This is a genomic window from Flavobacterium sp., assembly GCF_049590715.1.
Lineage (GTDB): Bacteria > Bacteroidota > Bacteroidia > Flavobacteriales > Flavobacteriaceae > Flavobacterium.
On the sequence record NZ_JBAWDL010000257.1, the window covers coordinates 1 to 18,373 of the forward strand.

Genomic DNA, 18,373 nt, shown 5'->3' on the forward strand with positions numbered 1-18,373 from the left:
ACTCCCATTCGATGAAACTCAGCACCCATAATATTGACATCAAAACCTAGATTTTGACCCACAATAAATTTGGATTTGCTTAAAGCGATATTGAATTTTTCTAGAACTTCCGCAAGCGTGATACCATCGGCTTGAGCTAGTTCAGTCGAAATTCCGTGAATTCGTTCTGCATCATAGGGAATATTAAATCCATCAGGTTGTACTAAATAATCTTGATGCTCAACAAGATTTCCCATTTCATCGTGCAACTGCCATGCAATCTGAATACAGCGAGGCCAGTTATCAGAATCGGTGATAGGAGCATTCCAGTTTTTAGGTAATCCCGTAGTTTCGGTATCGAATATTAAGTACATACTTTTATAAAAAACAAATTAAAAAATCTAAATCCCCCGATTTGCGCAACCTTAAGTGGTTGATTTTTTGAACTATAAATAGTATTCAAACACAAAATAGTAGAACTTCAAATTTAGGTTTTTTTTAAGTCAAAAAAGGAGCTTTTTATATTTTAACTACTACAATTGAATTTTTTGTAAAAAAAAGTCTCTGTTTTCATTTGAAACCAGAGACTTAAAAATTAAACACAAATTTTATACCATTTAGGATTAGAATTTACGGTTATAAAATTTTCCTTTTACCTTTTCAAAATAAAATTAGACTGTAACCCTGCTATGTTAGAATTTTGTTTTTTAATAATAACCTTAATTTTCGGCACAATAAATTCTAAACCTAAATGGTATTACATTTGGTGGTATTTGTTTATTTTTTTAAAATTATTTTTTTAGCCTTAGCTTGAGTGTTATTATTTTCTTTAATAAAATAAATACCATCTGCTAAGAAACTAACATCTATTTTTTGTATCGAATCTGAATCAACTGGAATGGTTTTCATTGTTTGTCCCAATTGATTTAAAATTATAAAATTACCTGTAACATCCGATTGGATATTTATCACATTTGAAGCAGGATTAGGGTAAATCAAAAGTTCAGAATTACTTTCAAATGGGGTTGTTCCTAATTTCGCAAATACAATACAAGCTGATGTTACTGCACAACTACCAACTGTTATAACTACTTTATACTCCCCATCTTTTGTAGGCGAAAAAGTATTACTATTTGTTCCAACAACGGAATCGTCTAAACAATCGTACCATTTATAACTCGCTCCAGTAGTATTCGCTGTTAATATCCCTAAATTCTGAGTTACTGTATTATCTATCTCACATAGATCATTGATAGTAATTGTGAAATCCTTTTCAAAAGTTGAAATTCCATCAGAAGTAACAATGCGAACAGCATATGAAGATTTTGTTTCGAAATCGGGACTAGCATTAATTTTTAAACTTTTTCCAGAAATAGTAAAAGCACTATTGTCCGTATTGTCTGTTCCTGAAACTAGTGCATAAGTAAACGCATTCGAGCCAACATCTGTAGAAGATAATGTTCCAATTTCTGTGTCTGCTGCTACATTTTCATCAATGCTTGACGCAGAAAGCGCAATAGTAGGCATGAAAGGGTTTTTCTGTGATTCGTAAGCACCAATATCAATTTTATCAACAGTAGGGAATCCATCATATAAACGTGTATTTCCTGATAAATCTTTATCTGTTGCTAGAATACCTGTATACAGGCTATTGTCTCCTGCATTTACTGCTGGACTTGTGCTTTTTAAGGTGTAATCACCATTAGCAGGGTCATTAAAAATAGTTGTATCGGTTAAACCTGTGGCATCTATATTACCATCACCCGTGTTCGATTTATTCTTAATCAATGAATACTGAGCCGTAAAATCTCCTGTAATTTCATCCCAAACAATACTGTTTTTTAGAGTTACAGATGAATTTTGAGATGCACAACCAACAGGTACTACTACTGATTCACTATTTATTGTCGCTTTATTTCCAACAATAGAACTGTTAATAAGTGTGGCATTAGATTGATCTACATTGTACAATCCGCTGCCATATAGACTCGCATTATTATTTTTAATAGCTACATTTAGAAGCGTTGCAAAAGAAGTATCTTGATTTGCCATACCTCCACCATCTTTAGCTTGGTTATTTTCTATGGAAACATTTTGAAGATTCGGTGTTGATTTATAACTAAACATACCTCCACCAGATTCGGTACAACTATTCTCTTTTATTGTAAGATTAATGTACTTAGGGTTTGATTCCGAATTGTAAATACCTGCTCCAGAACAACTGTAAGCATCTTTAGTATTTACTTTATAAGTATCTGTACTATTAGCATATCCTCCTGTAATAGTAAAACCGTCTAAACGTGCTGTACCCATATCACCTGCACTAACTAACACATGATAGGTGTTGTCTGTGTTGTCATCAACAGTACCAATGTCTCCACTTAAGGTAGTTGCATTAACAGTTAAACTTAAATTTCTTTCAACTAAAGCAGTTTCTGTACCAGTAAAACCACCATATACTTGTACATTCTTAACCATTAAAAATGTGTTGTTTCTACTTTGGTTTGTACCAAAATTTGTACCATCTTCAGGACTGTATAATGGCTTGTAAGTACCACCTGCAACCCAAATCTGTAATGGTATTGTGGTAAAATCTGTTTTGTTATTATGTGCCCAAACTAATGCATCTGCTAATTGTGGGATTGCATTTGTCCAAGAATCTCCTGTTTTGTTCCCTGTAGCTGTTTTGTTAACGTATAAAATACCATTTGTTGCTGTAATTTTTAGTGGTTCTGCTTGATACTCATAAGCACCCATATCTATTGCGTCTGGATCTGGAATACCAGCAAATAAACGAGCTTTGCCTGCTAAGTCTTTGTCTGTAGCAGTTGTGCCTGTGTATAGGGTGTTGTCTCCTGCATTTAAAGCTGGACCAAAACCGTTTAAACTATAATCTCCATTGGTTGGATCATTAAAAATATCTTTGCTTAATAAATTTGTAGCATCTATATTGCCATTTGTAAGATCATTACTGCCTTCTATAAGACTATTCTTGATTTCTGGAGTAGAACTGTTATTCCTGATATCTCCCCACACAATACTGTTATAGATTTTTGGATTAGAAGAGTCATTCTGCATTGCACCTCCATAACCAACACCTCCAATGTTATTAATAAATGTGGTATTGATAATTGTTGCAGAAGAGTTATCATAATTGAACACAGCACCTCCTCTAGAGGCAGCATTGTTATTAAAAATACTGTTGGTGATTGTTGGTGAAGAATAAAAATTGGCAATTCCACCACCATCACTACCGTTATTATCAATAAAGCTAGTGTTTGCAATAATTGGAGATGCATCATCATTGATCATGCCACTACTATAATTTCTGACAAATGTGCTATTAGAAATAGTAGGAGAGGATAATTGATTGAACATACCACCACCATAATCAGCAGTATTTGCAATAAAGTTTATGTTATTAATTTTTGGCGAAGAAGACTGATTTAGCATCCCTCCACCATAATATAAAAGCGTGCTAATCCCATTTACAGTTAAAGTAGTACTGCTTAAATTAGCATTCCCTCCCCTAATAGTAAAACCATCAACAAGAGCTGTGCCAACATCACCAGCACTTAAAATTACATGTGCAGCATTGCTGTCATTTTCTGTAATACTTAAAGATTCACCGGAACCTGTTACAACATCTGCTGTTCCAAAATCACCACTTAATGTAGTTTTATTGGTTGTTAAACTTAAATTTCTATCGGTTAAAATAGTTTCTGTCCCTGCAAAACCACCAAATATTTGCACATTCTTTACCATTAAAAAGGTATTTAATCTATTTTGGTTTGTGCCAAAATTTGTACCATCTTCTGGACTGTATAATGGTTTATAGGTGCCGCCAGCTGCCCAAATTTGTAGTGGGGTTGTGGTAAAATTTGCTTTGTTAATGTTAGCCCAAACCAATGCATAAGCAACTTCTGTTGTGGCATTTTCCCAAGAAGTTCCTGTGGCAGTTCCTGTGGCAGTTTTGTTAACATATACTATATTATTAGCATCTGGAATTAAAATAGGTATTTGAGATTCATACACACCAATATCAATAGTATTTTGAAATACTCTTTTGTTGCCTGCTACATCTTTATCTAATGTTAAGCTACCTCCTGCATCTGTATAAAAAGTATTATTTCCTGTATTTATAGCAATACTACCTGTTTTTAAAGAATAATCTCCATTGGTTGGGTCTTTAAAAAGATTTGCAACTGTAGTGGTGGTTGTGGTAATATTACCGCTAACATCATATAAAATACCTTCTCCTAAACTATTTTTTAATACGGGTAAATCGCCGCCCAATTTAAAAACGGTACCAAAATAAATAGTATTATAAAGTGTTGTAGTGCTATTATACACATAAAAGCCACTTCCGTTAGCGGAAAAATTATTATAAATAGTACAGTTTATTAAACTAACAGTAGAAGAAGACAAGCTACTTAATGCACCGCCTCTATTAGCAGCGTAGTTTTCTGTTAAAATAGTATTTCTTATGGAAGTTGATGAACGCACCATACCAATACCTCCAGTAATATTACTAGCGGTATTTCTAATAATAATACAGTTAGTTATATTTGGTGATGAATCAGTTACATGGATACCCGCACTCTCATCACCGTCATTTTTAGTAAATGTGCAATTAATTATAATAGGTGAAGAATTACTAATATGCATTCCTCCTCCGCTTTCTTGATTTACAAACACACCATTTATAACATAAGCATTAGTTCCACCACCATCATATCTAGCTCTTGCTCCTATAATGGTAAAACCATCTAAACATGCGGTACCAACATTACCAACACTTAACAAAACATGACGTGCATTTTCTATATTATTACCAATACTTAGAGTGTTGCCAGAACCTGTAACGGTATCGTCACCATTAAAATCTCCGCTTAAGGTTGTCGTGTTTACGTTTAAACTTCTATCTAATAACACACTTTCTGTGCCAATAAAACCACCGTAGAGTTTTACGTCTGTTTTTAAAACAAAGGCATTATTGACGTTATTTGCATCTATAGTACCCAAATTATTTAATGGTCTGTTTGGCTTGTAAGTACCTTTTGCAACCCAAATTTGGTCGTTTGCTGCTGCACCATTAATCATTTCTTGAATATCTCCAGAGGCATTTGTCCAAGAAGTTCCATCTTTTGTTCCTGCACCATTTTCTTTTACATAATGAATAGTTTGTGCTTGTACCGCAGTAAATAAGATGCTAAAAACGAATGAGATTAGTAATAAGTAGATTTTCTTCATATCTTATATTTTAGTTGTTTTTAATAATCTATATAAAGGACAAAGCTATAGCACAGAAAATAATTCGAGTAGCCCATTCGGACAAATCGATAGCCCATTCGGACATTTTTCAAGAAGAAAATTAAAATAAAATTAAGAATTCACATTATTCTGGACGCAATTCAGAAGGAAGCTTTCCATGCTTTTTTTTGAAAACAGCACTAAATTTACTTGGGTTTTCATACCCCACTTCTTGGGAAATGTGTTTAATTTGCATCTGAGTATTTTGAACCAATTGTAATGCTAATTGCATTTTTTTATCGATGTTGTATTGCAGTATTGACTTTCCGTAAACCGATTTGAAATCCATTTTTAATTTTGACGAAGAGATATTCAATTTTTCAGATAGCCTATCAATCCCCATAAAAGGCTTGGATAACTTTGTTGAAATCATTAACTCACATTTTGCAATTTTCTTATAATCAACAGAGCCTTTTTCTTGATAATAATCCTTACGATTGTCTCTAAAAACATTCTTAAAAAAGGTTGATAATAAGTTTAGTGTTTGTGCTTTTAATATTGTTTTATTAAAAACATCTTTGTTAAATATTTTAAAAGTATTTAATATTTCGTGAGACAATTCTTCTGCATTGGGGACGATATCTTGATAAGAGACAAACCCTTTATCAGAATCTAAAAATTTTTTAAAAGGAATTTTACTGTCCAATTGATCCAATGGTATATGTTTTTCGATCCAACTTGGGCTCACATAGTAAATGTAAAATTGACATTTAGATCCCTTGTAAAAACAAGCACCTACATCTACTCCGGGTTTTTTAAAGCCCCAAAATTTGTTTTGAAAAGGGACTTTGTCGATAAACATATTTTGAAGTTTGACTTCGCTTTCAAAAACAGTATAGGTGATGGAATAATGTTCGCTGGGAATATCTTTGGCGTAAACGGATTTAATTACAGTATCGTGTTTGAATTCTATATTAGTGATAGTCAACCACAAACCATCGTCAATTTTCCTATAACGCATTTCTCCTTTGATGAAAGGATTGTTTCTGTAAACGGTTTGTTCTTCAATGTTATGTTTACTTCCAGGAGTGTTTATGGTAGATTCTATAAATGCTTCAGGAGTGTTTGCTAAAAAAGGAAACTCAAAAAAACCATCACGATAGAAGTTAAAGTTAGGCTTGATAAATTGAAACCATTTTGATAAAATCATATTTTAAGTTATAAAGCCTGCATAATTAACTAAATTCAATAATTTATCCCGAAACTATATGTCTTCTAAATGAGGTGTCCATCAACAACAGTAAACAGGAATAAATTAGTTGCAAATTAACCAAAAATAAAATAAAATGCAATAAACTGTTTTTAAAAAAAACCTGACATGACAAGGATATTATTGCAAACAAAAGAGAGTAATTGAGTGTACTAAACAGCTTCTTGAAAATGGATGATTAATTCAAAACAGTGGTCTCAAAGTCGAAAAATAAAATCTTTGGATGTCGTAATATTTTCAACAAAAGAAACATGTTTTTTAGCTATTTTGTGTCAGGTGATATTTGGTAAAAATACACATTGATTAGAAAGAATAGGAAAACTTAAAAAATGTTAATTATTACTTTTTTTATTGAAATTGTTATAATTTTAGAAGCTAAACCGCCTTTTTTATAGGGCAATAACGATAAATTTGCAAAATATTAAAAACAAAAGCATTTGAAGTTAATAGTCATTAAAAGAGAGAATTAAAGTTAAAACAAAAAGGGATTATTTTTCCTAAAAACAAAAAATAGTTTTAGTTGCTATGTTGAAAGTCTTTTTGGGCATCGTATAAAATAAAATATCCAAATTGACGGTTTTAATTCTTTTTTTACTTTTGTATGCCTATTATAATCACCCAGAAATGCTGGAGTTATAAAATTACACTTAAAAAATATTAAAAATGAGTACTACATTATTTGACAAAGTATGGGATTCGCACGTGGTGCGCAAAATTGAAGATGGACCAGACGTGTTTTTTATTGACCGTCATTTCATCCATGAAGTAACTAGTCCTGTAGCTTTTTTAGGTTTAAAATCTAGAGGCGTTTCGGTTTTATATCCAGAGCGTACTTTTGCAACTGCGGATCACAATACACCAACTATAAACCAACATCTACCAGTTGAAGATGCACTTTCTGCTAATCAATTACAAGCATTAGAAGATAATTCAGCTGAATACGGTATTTCTCACTGGGGATTAGGACATCAAAAAAATGGAATTGTACACGTTGTAGGTCCTGAAAACGGAATTACACTACCAGGTGCTACAATTGTTTGTGGAGATTCACATACTTCTACTCACGGTGCTTTTGGAGCGATTGCTTTTGGTATCGGAACTTCAGAGGTAGAGATGGTACTTTCTACACAATGTATCATGCAACCTAAGCCAAAGAAAATGCGTATCAACGTTAATGGAACTTTAAGCAAAGGTGTAGGGCCAAAAGATGTGGCACTTTATATTATTTCTCAATTAACAACTTCTGGAGGTACAGGGTATTTTGCTGAGTACGCAGGAAACGTTTTTGAAGAGATGACAATGGAAGGACGTATGACTGTGTGTAACCTTTCTATAGAGATGGGTGCGCGTGGTGGTATGATTGCTCCAGATCAAAAAACGTTTGATTACTTAGAAGGTAGATTACACGCACCTAAAGGTGAAGCTTGGACTAAAGCGGTTGAATACTGGAAAACTTTGAAAACTGACGAAGATGCTAAATTTGATGCTGAATTAAACATCAACGCTGAAGATATCGAGCCAATGATTACTTACGGAACAAATCCAGGTATGGGAATTGGTATTTCTAAGCATATTCCATCTGCTAATCAAGTAGAAGGTGGTGCTGAGACTTACAAAAAATCGTTAGCTTATATGGGCTTTAGTGAAGATGATGTAATGATTGGAAAAACAATTGATTATGTATTCTTAGGAAGTTGTACAAACGGACGTATCGAAGATTTTAGAGCTTTTGCTGAAATTGTAAAAGGTCGTAAAAAAGCAGATAATGTTACCGCTTGGTTAGTTCCAGGTTCTCACGTTGTAGAAGCACAAATTAAAGAAGAAGGAATTTTAGATATTTTGACTGAAGCAGGATTCGTATTGCGTCAGCCAGGTTGTTCCGCTTGTTTAGCAATGAACGATGATAAAGTACCAGCTGGAAAATATGCAGTAAGTACTTCTAACAGAAACTTTGAAGGTCGTCAAGGTCCAGGTTCAAGAACGTTGTTAGCGTCTCCAATTATGGCAGCAGCAGCAGCAGTTACTGGAAAATTGACTGATCCAAGAGAGCTTTTTTAAAAGCCATCGGCTATGAGCCTTGGGCTGTGAGATCAAAGCCGATAGCCCGAGGCTCACAGCCAAAAATATGAGAGATTTTAGAAAATACAATGTTTGGCAGGAGGGTCATCTATTTACACTTGAAATTTATCAGGTAACGAAAGGCTTTCCTAAAGAAGAATTATTTGGATTAACAAGTCAATTGAGAAGAGCAGTTTCTTCTATTCCAACAAATTTTGCCGAAGGTTGTGGTTCTAATTCTGAAAAAGAATTTGCTAGATATTTGAATATTGCAATTGCATCCTGTTCTGAAGTTGAGTATTTACTATTGCTAACTTCTGACTTGAAATATTTAAACCTCGATGTATATCAAAGTTTAGAGAGTAAAATAATTCAAATAAGAAAACAAATTTATCAATTAAGACTTAAGTTAAATCAATAATATTGCGGTTCTAGCCTAAAGCCCAAAGCCCAAAGCTGACTGCCAAAAAATAAAAAAATGGCATACGATAAATTTAATATCCTTACCAGTAGTGCAGTGCCACTACCTATTGAAAACGTAGATACAGATCAAATCATCCCTGCTCGTTTCTTGAAAGCTACAAAACGTGAAGGTTTTGGAGACAACCTTTTTAGAGACTGGAGATACAATGGAGATGATACTCCAAAAGCGGACTTTGTATTAAACGACTCAACTTACTCAGGAAAAATCTTGGTTGGAGGAAAGAACTTTGGTTCTGGATCTTCACGTGAGCACGCTGCTTGGGCGGTTTACGATTATGGATTCCGTGCGGTTGTTTCTTCTTTCTTTGCTGATATCTTCAAAGGAAACTGTTTGAACATTGGTGTTTTGCCAGTTCAAGTAAGTGCTGAATTTTCAGCTAAAATCTTTGCTGCCATCGAAGCAGATCCAAAAACAGAATTAGAAATCAATTTGCCTGAGCAAACGATTACTTTGAAAGCTACAGGCGAAAAAGAATCTTTTGATATCAATGGATACAAAAAGAACAACATGATTAACGGATTTGATGATATTGATTATTTATCAAACATCAAAGAAGACATTGTTGCTTTTGCTGACAAGTTACCTTACTAAAACAAGTCCAAAAGTCTTAAAGTTAGGAGTCTTAAAGTTAGGAGTCATTCGTTATGATTTTTCACTTTAAGACTTTCGGCTTTCATTATTTTTTGACTAAAATAAACAAATATGATTTTAGAATCGGTGGTGCTGCATGTAAAAGACGGTTTAGAAAACGAATTTGAAACAGATTTCAAAATTGCCAGTCAATACATTAGTAGCATTAAAGGTTATCTAAATCATTCGTTGCAAAAATGTATTGAAAATAAAAATCAATACTTGTTATTGGTGCAGTGGGAAAAGCTAGAAGACCATACCATTGGTTTTAGAACTTCACTTGAATACCAAGAATGGAAAAAATTATTGCATCATTATTATGATCCTTTTCCAGTTGTAGAACATTACAAAATGGTTATGGAGAATAAAAAAAACATAAAATGAAACCAAACAAACATATTCAGCGAGAAGCTCAAGAAGCAACAAAAATATTTGATGATAGAAGTCTTAAGAATGATTACAGACACCTATCTCAAATTTTGAAGCCAGACTTGCTTGTTTTGGATGTGGGTTGTGGGACAGGAGCAATTTCTAAAGATATTGCTCAAATTATAGGCGAAAGCGGAAAAGTAATAGGTATTGATAATACCGAAAAATTTATTTTGAGCGGAAAAGAAGCCAATCAAAACGTTTTAAATTTAGAATTAATTCATACTGATTTATTTGATTATAATCCCGGTTTTAAATTTGATTTAATTGTTTCAGCTAGAACATTACAATGGTTGAGTAATCCAAAAGAAGCTTTGATTAAAATGAAATCTCTTTTGAAACCAGACGGACAAATTTCGATACTAGATTATGATCATACCAAATTAATTTGGAATCCGTTGCCACCAGAAAGTATGCAAGAATTTTATAAAACTTTTTTGAAATGGCGGGCAGATGCTGGAATGAATAATAAAATTGGAGAAGATTTGGTCGATTTATTAAAAGAAGTTGGATTTCATTCGATAGAAAAAATAAATGCCGACGAGCATTATACAGCAATAGATAATAAGGTCAAAATAGGAATTTGGGCAAAAGTAGCTGGTTCTAGTCAAATGGTAGAAGAAGGTTACTTGGATGATAATTTAAGATTGAAATCGATCGAAGAATATAATGATTGGATCGAAGCCGAAGCGATTTCAATGACAATGAAATTAAATGAAGTGAGAGGTAAAATTTAAAGGTTCCTAATTTTACTTTCAAATGGAATATAAAAATTATGTACTAGCCAATGGCAATTAGCCAATAGCAACAACAAAAAAAATGGAAAAAAGAAAAATTGAAATAATGGATACTACACTTCGTGACGGGGAACAAACCTCAGGAGTGTCTTTTTCGGCTGCAGAAAAATTAACCATTGCCCAATTATTATTAGAAGAATTACATGTTGATCGTATCGAAATTGCTTCGGCACGTGTGAGTGAAGGGGAATTTGAAGGTGTTAAAGGAATTATGTCTTGGGCAGAAACCAAAGGATATGTCGATAAAATCGAAGTATTGACTTTTGTGGATAAAGGACTTTCTATCGAATGGATGAAAAAGTCAGGTGCCAAAGTTCAAAACCTTTTAACTAAAGGTTCTATGAATCATTTAGTACATCAATTAAAGAAAACTCCTGAACAACATTTTGCTGAAATTGCTGAAAGTATTGCTTTGGCTACTGAAAATGGAATTGCAACCAATGTTTACCTAGAAGATTGGAGTAACGGAATGCGTCATTCACCAGAATATGTGTACCAATACTTAGATTTCATTAGCACACAGCCTGTAAAAAGGATTTTACTTCCAGATACTTTGGGAGTGTTGATTCCTTCGGATACTTTCGATTTTATATCATCTATTACCACTAAATATCCTTCGATTCATTTTGATTTCCATGCACATAATGATTACGATTTGAGTGTTGCCAATGTAATGCAGGCTTTAAATGCAGGTGTACATGGTTTACACGTTACAGTAAACGGAATGGGTGAGAGAGCAGGTAATGCTCCTTTGGCTAGTACGGTAGCCGTGATTAATGATTTCATGCCTGAAATTGAAATTGGTGTCAAAGAATCATCGTTGTACTCTGTGAGTAAATTGGTGGAAGCTTTTACAGGATATAGAATCCCTGAGAACAAACCAATCGTAGGTGACAATGTCTTTACGCAAACGGCTGGAATTCATGCTGATGGTGACAATAAAAAGAACTTATATTTCAATGATTTACTTCCAGAACGTTTTGGAAGAAAAAGAAAATACGCTTTAGGGAAAACTTCCGGAAAAGCGAATATTGAAAAAAACCTTCAAGAATTAGGATTAAAACTAAACAACGAAGATTTAAAATTAGTGACCCAACGCATCATTGAATTGGGTGACAAAAAAGAGACTGTTACTAAAGAAGATTTGCCTTATATTATCTCTGATGTTTTAGACAGTCATACGTATGAAGAAAAAATAACGGTAGAGTCTTATGTTTTATCTCATGCTAAGGGAATGCGTCCTTCAACGACACTTTGCCTTAAAATAGACGGTGAAATCATCGAAGAACATGCTCAAGGAGATGGTCAATTTGATGCTTTTATGAATGCTTTGGCAAAAATCTATAAAGCTAAAAAAATGGCCTTGCCTAAACTGATTGACTATGCAGTGAGAATCCCTCCAGGAAGTAGCTCTGATGCCTTATGCGAAACCATCATCACTTGGACAAACGAAAGAAAAGAATTCAAAACAAGAGGATTAGATTCAGATCAAACAGTGGCTGCAATTATTGCTACGCAAAAGATGTTGAATGTGGTGTAAATAGTACTGCTTATCTCTTAAGTTAACTTGGTATCCCCCCATAGCCTATACGGTTTATAGTCTTTGGGGGGATATTTACTTTAAAAAATAAATTAAAATATCAATAACCTATATTGAAGTTTTTCTTACATTTGCTTTGTTAAATTAATCATCTAGATGAAGCCTTTCCTTGTTAAAATTTTATTGTTTTCGTTTTTTGTAATTCACGGACAAAGTTATAAACCTTATGACACCATTTCTTTTAGTAAAAGAAAAGAAGTCTTAAAAGAATTCGAAAGCAGGTACGAAAAAAAAATAAAAGAAATCAAAAATGAATTTTCTGGAAAAATCAGTAAAGACATTGTTGCAATACATACCGAACAATTTGAAGATTTTTCTAAAACAGTAAATAATAAAACCCTATATTTTGATGATAAACTGCAAGAGTATGCTCAAAAAATACAAACAGAAATTGTAGCTAGCAACCCTAGTTTGGCAACCCAAAATATTAAAATTTATTTTTCTAGGAGTCCAGAACCTAATGCATACAGTATTGGTGATGGTACAATAATATTCAACCTAGAATTACTCAAATATATTGAAGATGAAGCCGAAATCGGGTTTGTTTTTTGTCATGAAATAGCACATTTTTTATTAAACCATAGAGATAAAAGCATTCAAAAGAAAGTGCTTTTACAAAACTCAAAAGAATATTTAAGTGCCGAAAAAGATATCAAAAGATCAAAATACAACAGACAAGTTAAGTCAGAGAAAATTGCCAAAGAACTGATTTATTCAAGAAAAAGTAAGTCTCGATCTCATGAGTTTGAAGCTGACTCACTTGGCATGCTCTATTTTAAAAACACACATTACAACAATAATTCGAGTATAAAACTGCTCAATCACCTCTCTGTTTCAGACATTGAGAAGGATAGTTTGCCCAAAGGTTCTTACGCCAAAAATTTTACGACCAAAAATCAAAAATTTATCAAAGAATGGACTGTTATGGAAGATTTTTCTAAATACAGTTACACAAAAGCGAATAGCTTTAAATGGAATATTGACTCTTTAAAAACACACCCCAATTGTGATCAACGTATTGAGAAGATTAAGAAAGAGGTAAAAGTTAGCGCTAAAGATTTTTATGTTGACAAAATGTTTTTTACGACTTTAAAAAAGAATGTTTTTTATGAGCAAGTCTTTAATAATTACTATTTAAAAAATTATGGACTAGGTTTATATGATGCTTTAAAGTTAAAAGAGAAAGATCCAAAAAATATTTTTTTAAAAGAAATGATTGCTAGTGATTTTGAAGAGTTGGCAAAAGCAAAAAAGGAATTAAAATTTAATACCTACATTCCTCTGGTTAATCCAAAAGAACACACACAAAGTCAGCAGTACTTTTTGGGTTTTATGACCAATTTAACCCAGACCGAACTACAACAATTAGCAGCAGATTATAAAAATTAAAACAGATTATGAAAAAAACGATTCTACTATTCTTGTTATTATTATTCCCATCACTTAGTCAAGCACAAAGCTATACTGTACTAAACAATACTGCTGGAGAGTTTGAAAGCTTTTTGCCAATTTATGACCACCAAACGCTTTATGGCTATGTAGAAGTGCGTAGAATGAATATTGACGAAGAAAAAAATGTTACTTTCAAATACTATGTTTTGGATAAAAACTTTAACACAATATGTACAGGAGACTTGGTTGAAAAACAATCGTGGCCAAGTAAAAGACGTATTGTTTTAGACGCTATTTATGCCAATGGGTATATTCAGTTTGAATTTTCAGATCGTTGGTTTGTATTAGGTAGCTTTCAAAGTGCGCAAAATACAATACCTGATATGTTTAGAACGTATCAAAGAGTTGATATTAAAAATAATAAGATAACGCACAAAGGTATTTATAATGATGAAATTATAGAAGTTGCTCTTAAATATCTAAAAAAAGATAAATTAGAATTTAATAGTTATTCCTTAGATGAGTCAGGTTTTCTAATAGTGCAAAAAGTTTTTTCAGGGAAAAATAAGCTAGATAACAAAATGTATTGTTTGAACTTTAAAAATGAAAAAGTTTGGGAGTATAGTAATGATAAAGAATTAAAAAGTTTAGACCAAAGGATTAATGTTTTAGATTACGATAAAAATTATGTGATTTTATCTTTTTATCGGCCAAGTATAATTACTTTTTTTCCAGAATATAACATAGCAATTATTGATGCTAAAACGGGTAAAGAGATTTTTTGTCTTACTGATAGCAAAGAGTATACGCTATATAGAGAATATCACTACATAAAAGGGAATAGGTTGTATGTTGGAGGTCGTTTCTTTAAAAAGTCAAAAAAAGGGGAGTATGATTATAAAAAATTTCTTGGTGTTTTTCAACAAGTAGTTGACATTGATAAAAAAGAAGTCATTCAAGATAAATTTATAAAATATCAAGAATTTAAAGATGTTAATATTAACGAATTCGGGAGGATAAAAGATGAGAGTTTTTTATATTTTAAAAAATATTCTGTAAATCCAGATGGTAGTAGCCTTGTTATTGCGAATACCAATTGGAATAAAGTGGACTCAAGATCGTATTTTTTTTTATTTGATAAAAACTTTAATCCTGTCAAAACTATAAAGTACGACTTCAATAGTAGCAAAAATCATTATTTTGGTTTTACGCAACTTTTGCCTAACAACTATGGGAGATCTTATTTTTATTTTGACAAAAACAGCGATAAAGAAGTAGAAGTCAACATCCTGAATTACTATTATAAATCACAAAAACTAACCGCTCAAAAAATGCCTTTGACTAATAAAGAAAGCAGTATTGACATATTTCCTGCCAAGGAAGGCTATATAGGTATTGCGGAATATTTTAAAAATCCCGAAAAGACTGGAAAACACATGGAAATTCGATTGGAAAAAATAAATTTTGAAAGAGAAAAATAAATAAATATTCAATAAAAAATCACGCCCTATTACTTTTGTTATTTGTTCACTTTTTGGCTTTGCACAAAGCTATACTGTACTTAAAAATACTGCTGGAGAGTTTGAGCTTCTCCCCAATTTATGACCACGAAACGCTTTATGGTTATGTAGAAGTGCGTAAGATGAATGTTGATGAAAATTTGAAAAACACATTCAAATACCCATTTTAGACAAAAACTTCAATTCAATTTGTGTAAGCGAACTGACAGACCAAGCTTCTAAGTCAAAACGATACATAAAAGTCTTAGATGTTAATTATTCAGATGGATATTTGCTTTTTGATTTAGTAGAATATGCCAAGAGCGGTGGACAAGAATCTGTTTTTTTGCCAAAAACGTACCAAGTTGTTGATTTGAAAAACAATGTTGTAATTAATAAAGGAGTTCACATTAATGAGGTGCATTATAATCCTAGTTATTCGTCTACTTATTCATTAGATAAAACAGGTTTTTTGATCGTAAATGGAGAGCGCACTATTAAAGATTTCATGGTAAAAACCGTGCCTTTTTGTGCAATGAATACCAAAGGAGTTAAAATTTGGGAATACCAAAACTCTCGAAAATATGATAAAGCAGTAAATTATTATTCTCTAAAAAGTTATAATGAAAATTATATTGTGTTGTATAATTTTTTTAGAAACGGAAGTAGAAATGAAGTCTTACAAGCAAATGTTGTCGTTTTAGATGCTAAAACAGGTAAAGAATTAGTGTACCAGCCCTTGAAAGCGAGTACACAGTTGACTGTGAATATGCCTTTACAAATGGAGATAAATTATATATTGGCGGGAAGTTTTTCGAAAAAAACAAAGATAATTACCCCCATTTTAAAGAGTCCTTAGGTATTTTTCAAAAAGTTATTGATTTGAAAACCAATACCATTATTAGAGATTCATATAGAAAAAATGAAACTTATAAAGATATAAAAATTAGTGAGAGCGGAAGAGTTAGTGGAGATGGATTTTTAAAATATCAAAAATGTAATCTGAATCCTGACGGAACTTTTTATGTCTTAGCAGAGACTTTTCGAATAACACAAACAGGGAAGAGTTATACTCAGTTATATACTTTTTTGATGGATAAGGATTTTAATTCGGTTAAAACAACGGAATATAATGTCAAATCAACAATGGGTTATAAATATTATTTTTCACAGCGTATAGCTGATAAAACAGGACGTGCTTATTTCTTTTTTGATAAAAATGACAATAGTAACCTCGAACTTAATATTCTAAATTACTATTATAAATCTAAAAAAGAAACAATTCAAAAAATGCCTTTGACTAATAAAGAGAGTAGTATTAATGTATTTCCTACCAAGGAAGGCTACGTTAGTATAGTTGAATACTTTAAAAACCCAGAGAAAACTGGTAAGTACATGGAAATACGTTTAGAAAAACTGAACTTTGAGCGAGAGTAAATTAAAGAATTGTTCGGGTTTTCTTTAAAAATAATATATTTTTGCAAGAATTAAATAGATAACATAATTTACCAAAGGCCTAAGGCTCAAAAACAAAAACAATCAATATGAAATTAAATATCGCACTTTTAGCAGGGGACGGAATCGGACCAGAAGTAATTGATCAAGCAGTAAAAGTATCAGATGCAATTGCACAAAAATTTGGACATGAAATCACTTGGAAACCAGCTTTAACTGGTGCTGCTGCGATTGATGCAGTAGGAGAACCTTATCCAGATGCAACGCACGAAATTTGTAAAAATGCTGATGCTGTTTTATTTGGAGCTATTGGTCACCCAAAATACGATAACGATCCTTCTGCACCAGTACGTCCAGAACAAGGTTTGTTGTTGATGCGTAAAAAATTAGGTTTGTTTGCTAATGTACGTCCTACATTTACATTTCCTTCTTTGTTAGATAAATCTCCATTAAAAAGAGAGCGTATCGAAGGAACTGACTTGGTTTTCTTAAGAGAGTTAACCGGAGGAATTTACTTTGGAGAAAAAGGAAGAAGAGACGGTGGAGAAACAGCTTTTGACAACTGTGTATATACAAGACATGAAGTACAACGTTTGGCCAAAAAAGGTTTTGAATTAGCCATGACACGTTCTAAAAGATTGTGTTGTGTGGACAAAGCTAACGTACTTGAAACATCTCGTTTATGGAGAGAAACAGTACAAGCAATGGAAAAAGAGTATCCAGAAGTAACTGTTTCTTATGAGTTTGTTGATGCAGTTGCTATGCGTTTGGTGCAATGGCCAAACTCTTATGATGTATTGATTACTGAGAACTTGTTTGGAGACATCTTAACGGATGAAGCTTCTGTAATTTCTGGTTCAATGGGATTAATGCCATCTGCATCTATGGGAGCTGAGGTATCTTTGTTTGAGCCAATCCACGGGTCTTACCCACAAGCAACAGGTTTAAATATCGCTAACCCTATGGCTACTGTTTTATCGGCTGCTATGATGTTCGAAAACTTCGGATTAATGGAAGAAGGAAAAGCAATGAGAGACGCAGTAAACAAAGCTTTAGAAGCTGGAATCGTTACTGAAGATTTAGCCGATGGTGGAAAAGCTTACGGTACTAAAGAAGTAGGTGACTATTTAGCTGCAAATATCTAATAGTTACTATATAGAATTCAAAAAAGCTATCAATCTTTAAAAAGGTTGGTAGCTTTTTTTTGTTTTATTAGGAGCAGAATGATAGTGCTATTAACAATGACAGTTCCCGCTATTCACTGCAATCTTGTAGTGGCAAAACGCCAGCCACCACAAGGATTTTCGTTGCTATCGGGGCTATGATTTAGGATTGTACTTCTTATTTCGGTTGTTATGATGTTTTTCACTAAAACAATTCTCGTTTCACCAATTCATAATAACTATCACTCACAGGAATTTGGATTGATCCTAACGAAAGGTCTCTACCTTTAAGACCCGTAACCATATTCCTGTTGACAATATAAGAACGATGCACCCGAATAAAAATGCCCGAGTCCAATGTTTT

The 18,373-nt window shown here is 32.8% G+C and carries 15 protein-coding genes; 11 read left to right on the top strand and 4 right to left on the bottom strand.

The features are described 5' to 3' along the window. From WBQ70_RS11750 to WBQ70_RS11760, 3 genes are all read right to left on the bottom strand, one after another. Nucleotides 1–353, bottom strand: a 353-nt coding sequence (locus tag WBQ70_RS11750) for an exonuclease domain-containing protein (RefSeq protein WP_423914401.1), incomplete at its 3' end; no start/stop codon positions are given. A 403-nt stretch (nt 354–756) separates the two neighbouring features. Continuing rightward, nucleotides 757–5,232: a beta strand repeat-containing protein gene (locus tag WBQ70_RS11755; RefSeq protein ID WP_423914404.1), complete on the bottom strand. Its 4,476-nt coding sequence runs from the start codon at nt 5,230–5,232 to the stop codon at nt 757–759. 145 nt (nt 5,233–5,377) lie between these two features. Then, nucleotides 5,378–6,442 carry a helix-turn-helix domain-containing protein gene (locus tag WBQ70_RS11760; RefSeq protein ID WP_423914406.1) on the bottom strand — a complete coding sequence of 355 codons (1,065 nt, stop codon included), beginning with the start codon at nt 6,440–6,442 and terminating at the stop codon, nt 5,378–5,380. Between the two features lie 723 nt (nt 6,443–7,165). Between WBQ70_RS11760 and leuC the strand changes: the two genes are divergently transcribed. From leuC to leuB, 11 genes are all read left to right on the top strand, one after another. After that, entirely contained in the window at nt 7,166–8,560 is a 1,395-nt protein-coding gene (gene leuC / locus WBQ70_RS11765) for a 3-isopropylmalate dehydratase large subunit (RefSeq protein ID WP_423914409.1), read from the top strand. Between the two features lie 67 nt (nt 8,561–8,627). Then, nucleotides 8,628–8,981 carry a four helix bundle protein gene (locus tag WBQ70_RS11770; RefSeq protein WP_423914412.1) on the top strand — a complete coding sequence of 118 codons (354 nt, stop codon included), beginning with the start codon at nt 8,628–8,630 and terminating at the stop codon, nt 8,979–8,981. Nucleotides 8,982–9,038: 57 nt separating this feature from the next. Beyond that, a complete protein-coding gene (leuD, locus tag WBQ70_RS11775) occupies nt 9,039–9,635 on the top strand; it encodes a 3-isopropylmalate dehydratase small subunit (protein WP_423914415.1) in 597 nt (198 codons plus the stop codon). Nucleotides 9,636–9,746: 111 nt separating this feature from the next. After that, on the top strand, nt 9,747–10,058 hold the full coding sequence (locus WBQ70_RS11780; RefSeq protein ID WP_423914417.1) for an antibiotic biosynthesis monooxygenase family protein: 312 nt from the start codon (nt 9,747–9,749) through the stop codon (nt 10,056–10,058). Further along, nucleotides 10,055–10,840, top strand: a complete 786-nt coding sequence (locus WBQ70_RS11785; RefSeq protein WP_423914419.1) for a methyltransferase domain-containing protein — start codon at nt 10,055–10,057, stop codon at nt 10,838–10,840. The genes WBQ70_RS11780 and WBQ70_RS11785 overlap by 4 nt, the downstream gene beginning before the upstream one ends. A gap of 82 nt (nt 10,841–10,922) precedes the next feature. Beyond that, the gene (locus WBQ70_RS11790) at nt 10,923–12,440 is read left to right on the top strand and encodes an alpha-isopropylmalate synthase regulatory domain-containing protein (RefSeq protein ID WP_423914421.1); all 1,518 of its coding nucleotides are present in this window, start codon (nt 10,923–10,925) and stop codon (nt 12,438–12,440) included. A 156-nt stretch (nt 12,441–12,596) separates the two neighbouring features. Then, nucleotides 12,597–13,889, top strand: a complete 1,293-nt coding sequence (locus WBQ70_RS11795; protein WP_423914423.1) for a M48 family metallopeptidase — start codon at nt 12,597–12,599, stop codon at nt 13,887–13,889. 8 nt (nt 13,890–13,897) lie between these two features. Beyond that, a complete protein-coding gene (locus tag WBQ70_RS11800) occupies nt 13,898–15,373 on the top strand; it encodes a DUF6770 family protein (RefSeq protein WP_423914425.1) in 1,476 nt (491 codons plus the stop codon). A gap of 310 nt (nt 15,374–15,683) precedes the next feature. Then, entirely contained in the window at nt 15,684–16,250 is a 567-nt protein-coding gene (locus tag WBQ70_RS11805) for a hypothetical protein (RefSeq protein WP_423914428.1), read from the top strand. A 23-nt stretch (nt 16,251–16,273) separates the two neighbouring features. Beyond that, nucleotides 16,274–16,828, top strand: coding sequence for a DUF6770 family protein (locus WBQ70_RS11810; RefSeq protein ID WP_423914431.1), 555 nt, complete (start codon nt 16,274–16,276; stop codon nt 16,826–16,828). Nucleotides 16,829–16,935: 107 nt separating this feature from the next. Further along, nucleotides 16,936–17,991: a 3-isopropylmalate dehydrogenase gene (leuB, locus tag WBQ70_RS11815; RefSeq protein WP_423914434.1), complete on the top strand. Its 1,056-nt coding sequence runs from the start codon at nt 16,936–16,938 to the stop codon at nt 17,989–17,991. A 223-nt stretch (nt 17,992–18,214) separates the two neighbouring features. On the opposite strand, the gene WBQ70_RS11820 is transcribed toward leuB, so the two are convergent. Beyond that, on the bottom strand, nt 18,215–18,367 hold the full coding sequence (locus WBQ70_RS11820; RefSeq protein WP_423914437.1) for a LytTR family transcriptional regulator DNA-binding domain-containing protein: 153 nt from the start codon (nt 18,365–18,367) through the stop codon (nt 18,215–18,217). Nucleotides 18,368–18,373: the final 6 nt, after the last annotated feature.

Excerpts from the sequence above, each read along its gene's own strand:
- WBQ70_RS11790 (WP_423914421.1), top strand. The coding sequence starts at position 10,923 with ATGGAAAAAAGAAAAATTGAAATAATGGATACTACACTTCGTGACGGG.
- WBQ70_RS11800 (WP_423914425.1), top strand. The coding sequence starts at position 13,898 with ATGAAAAAAACGATTCTACTATTCTTGTTATTATTATTCCCATCACTT.
- leuC (WP_423914409.1), top strand. The coding sequence starts at position 7,166 with ATGAGTACTACATTATTTGACAAAGTATGGGATTCGCACGTGGTGCGC.
- WBQ70_RS11780 (WP_423914417.1), top strand. The coding sequence starts at position 9,747 with ATGATTTTAGAATCGGTGGTGCTGCATGTAAAAGACGGTTTAGAAAAC.
- WBQ70_RS11755 (WP_423914404.1), bottom strand. The coding sequence starts at position 5,232 with ATGAAGAAAATCTACTTATTACTAATCTCATTCGTTTTTAGCATCTTA.
- leuD (WP_423914415.1), top strand. The coding sequence starts at position 9,039 with ATGGCATACGATAAATTTAATATCCTTACCAGTAGTGCAGTGCCACTA.
- WBQ70_RS11795 (WP_423914423.1), top strand. The coding sequence starts at position 12,597 with ATGAAGCCTTTCCTTGTTAAAATTTTATTGTTTTCGTTTTTTGTAATT.
- WBQ70_RS11770 (WP_423914412.1), top strand. The coding sequence starts at position 8,628 with ATGAGAGATTTTAGAAAATACAATGTTTGGCAGGAGGGTCATCTATTT.
- WBQ70_RS11760 (WP_423914406.1), bottom strand. The coding sequence starts at position 6,442 with ATGATTTTATCAAAATGGTTTCAATTTATCAAGCCTAACTTTAACTTC.
- WBQ70_RS11785 (WP_423914419.1), top strand. The coding sequence starts at position 10,055 with ATGAAACCAAACAAACATATTCAGCGAGAAGCTCAAGAAGCAACAAAA.
- leuB (WP_423914434.1), top strand. The coding sequence starts at position 16,936 with ATGAAATTAAATATCGCACTTTTAGCAGGGGACGGAATCGGACCAGAA.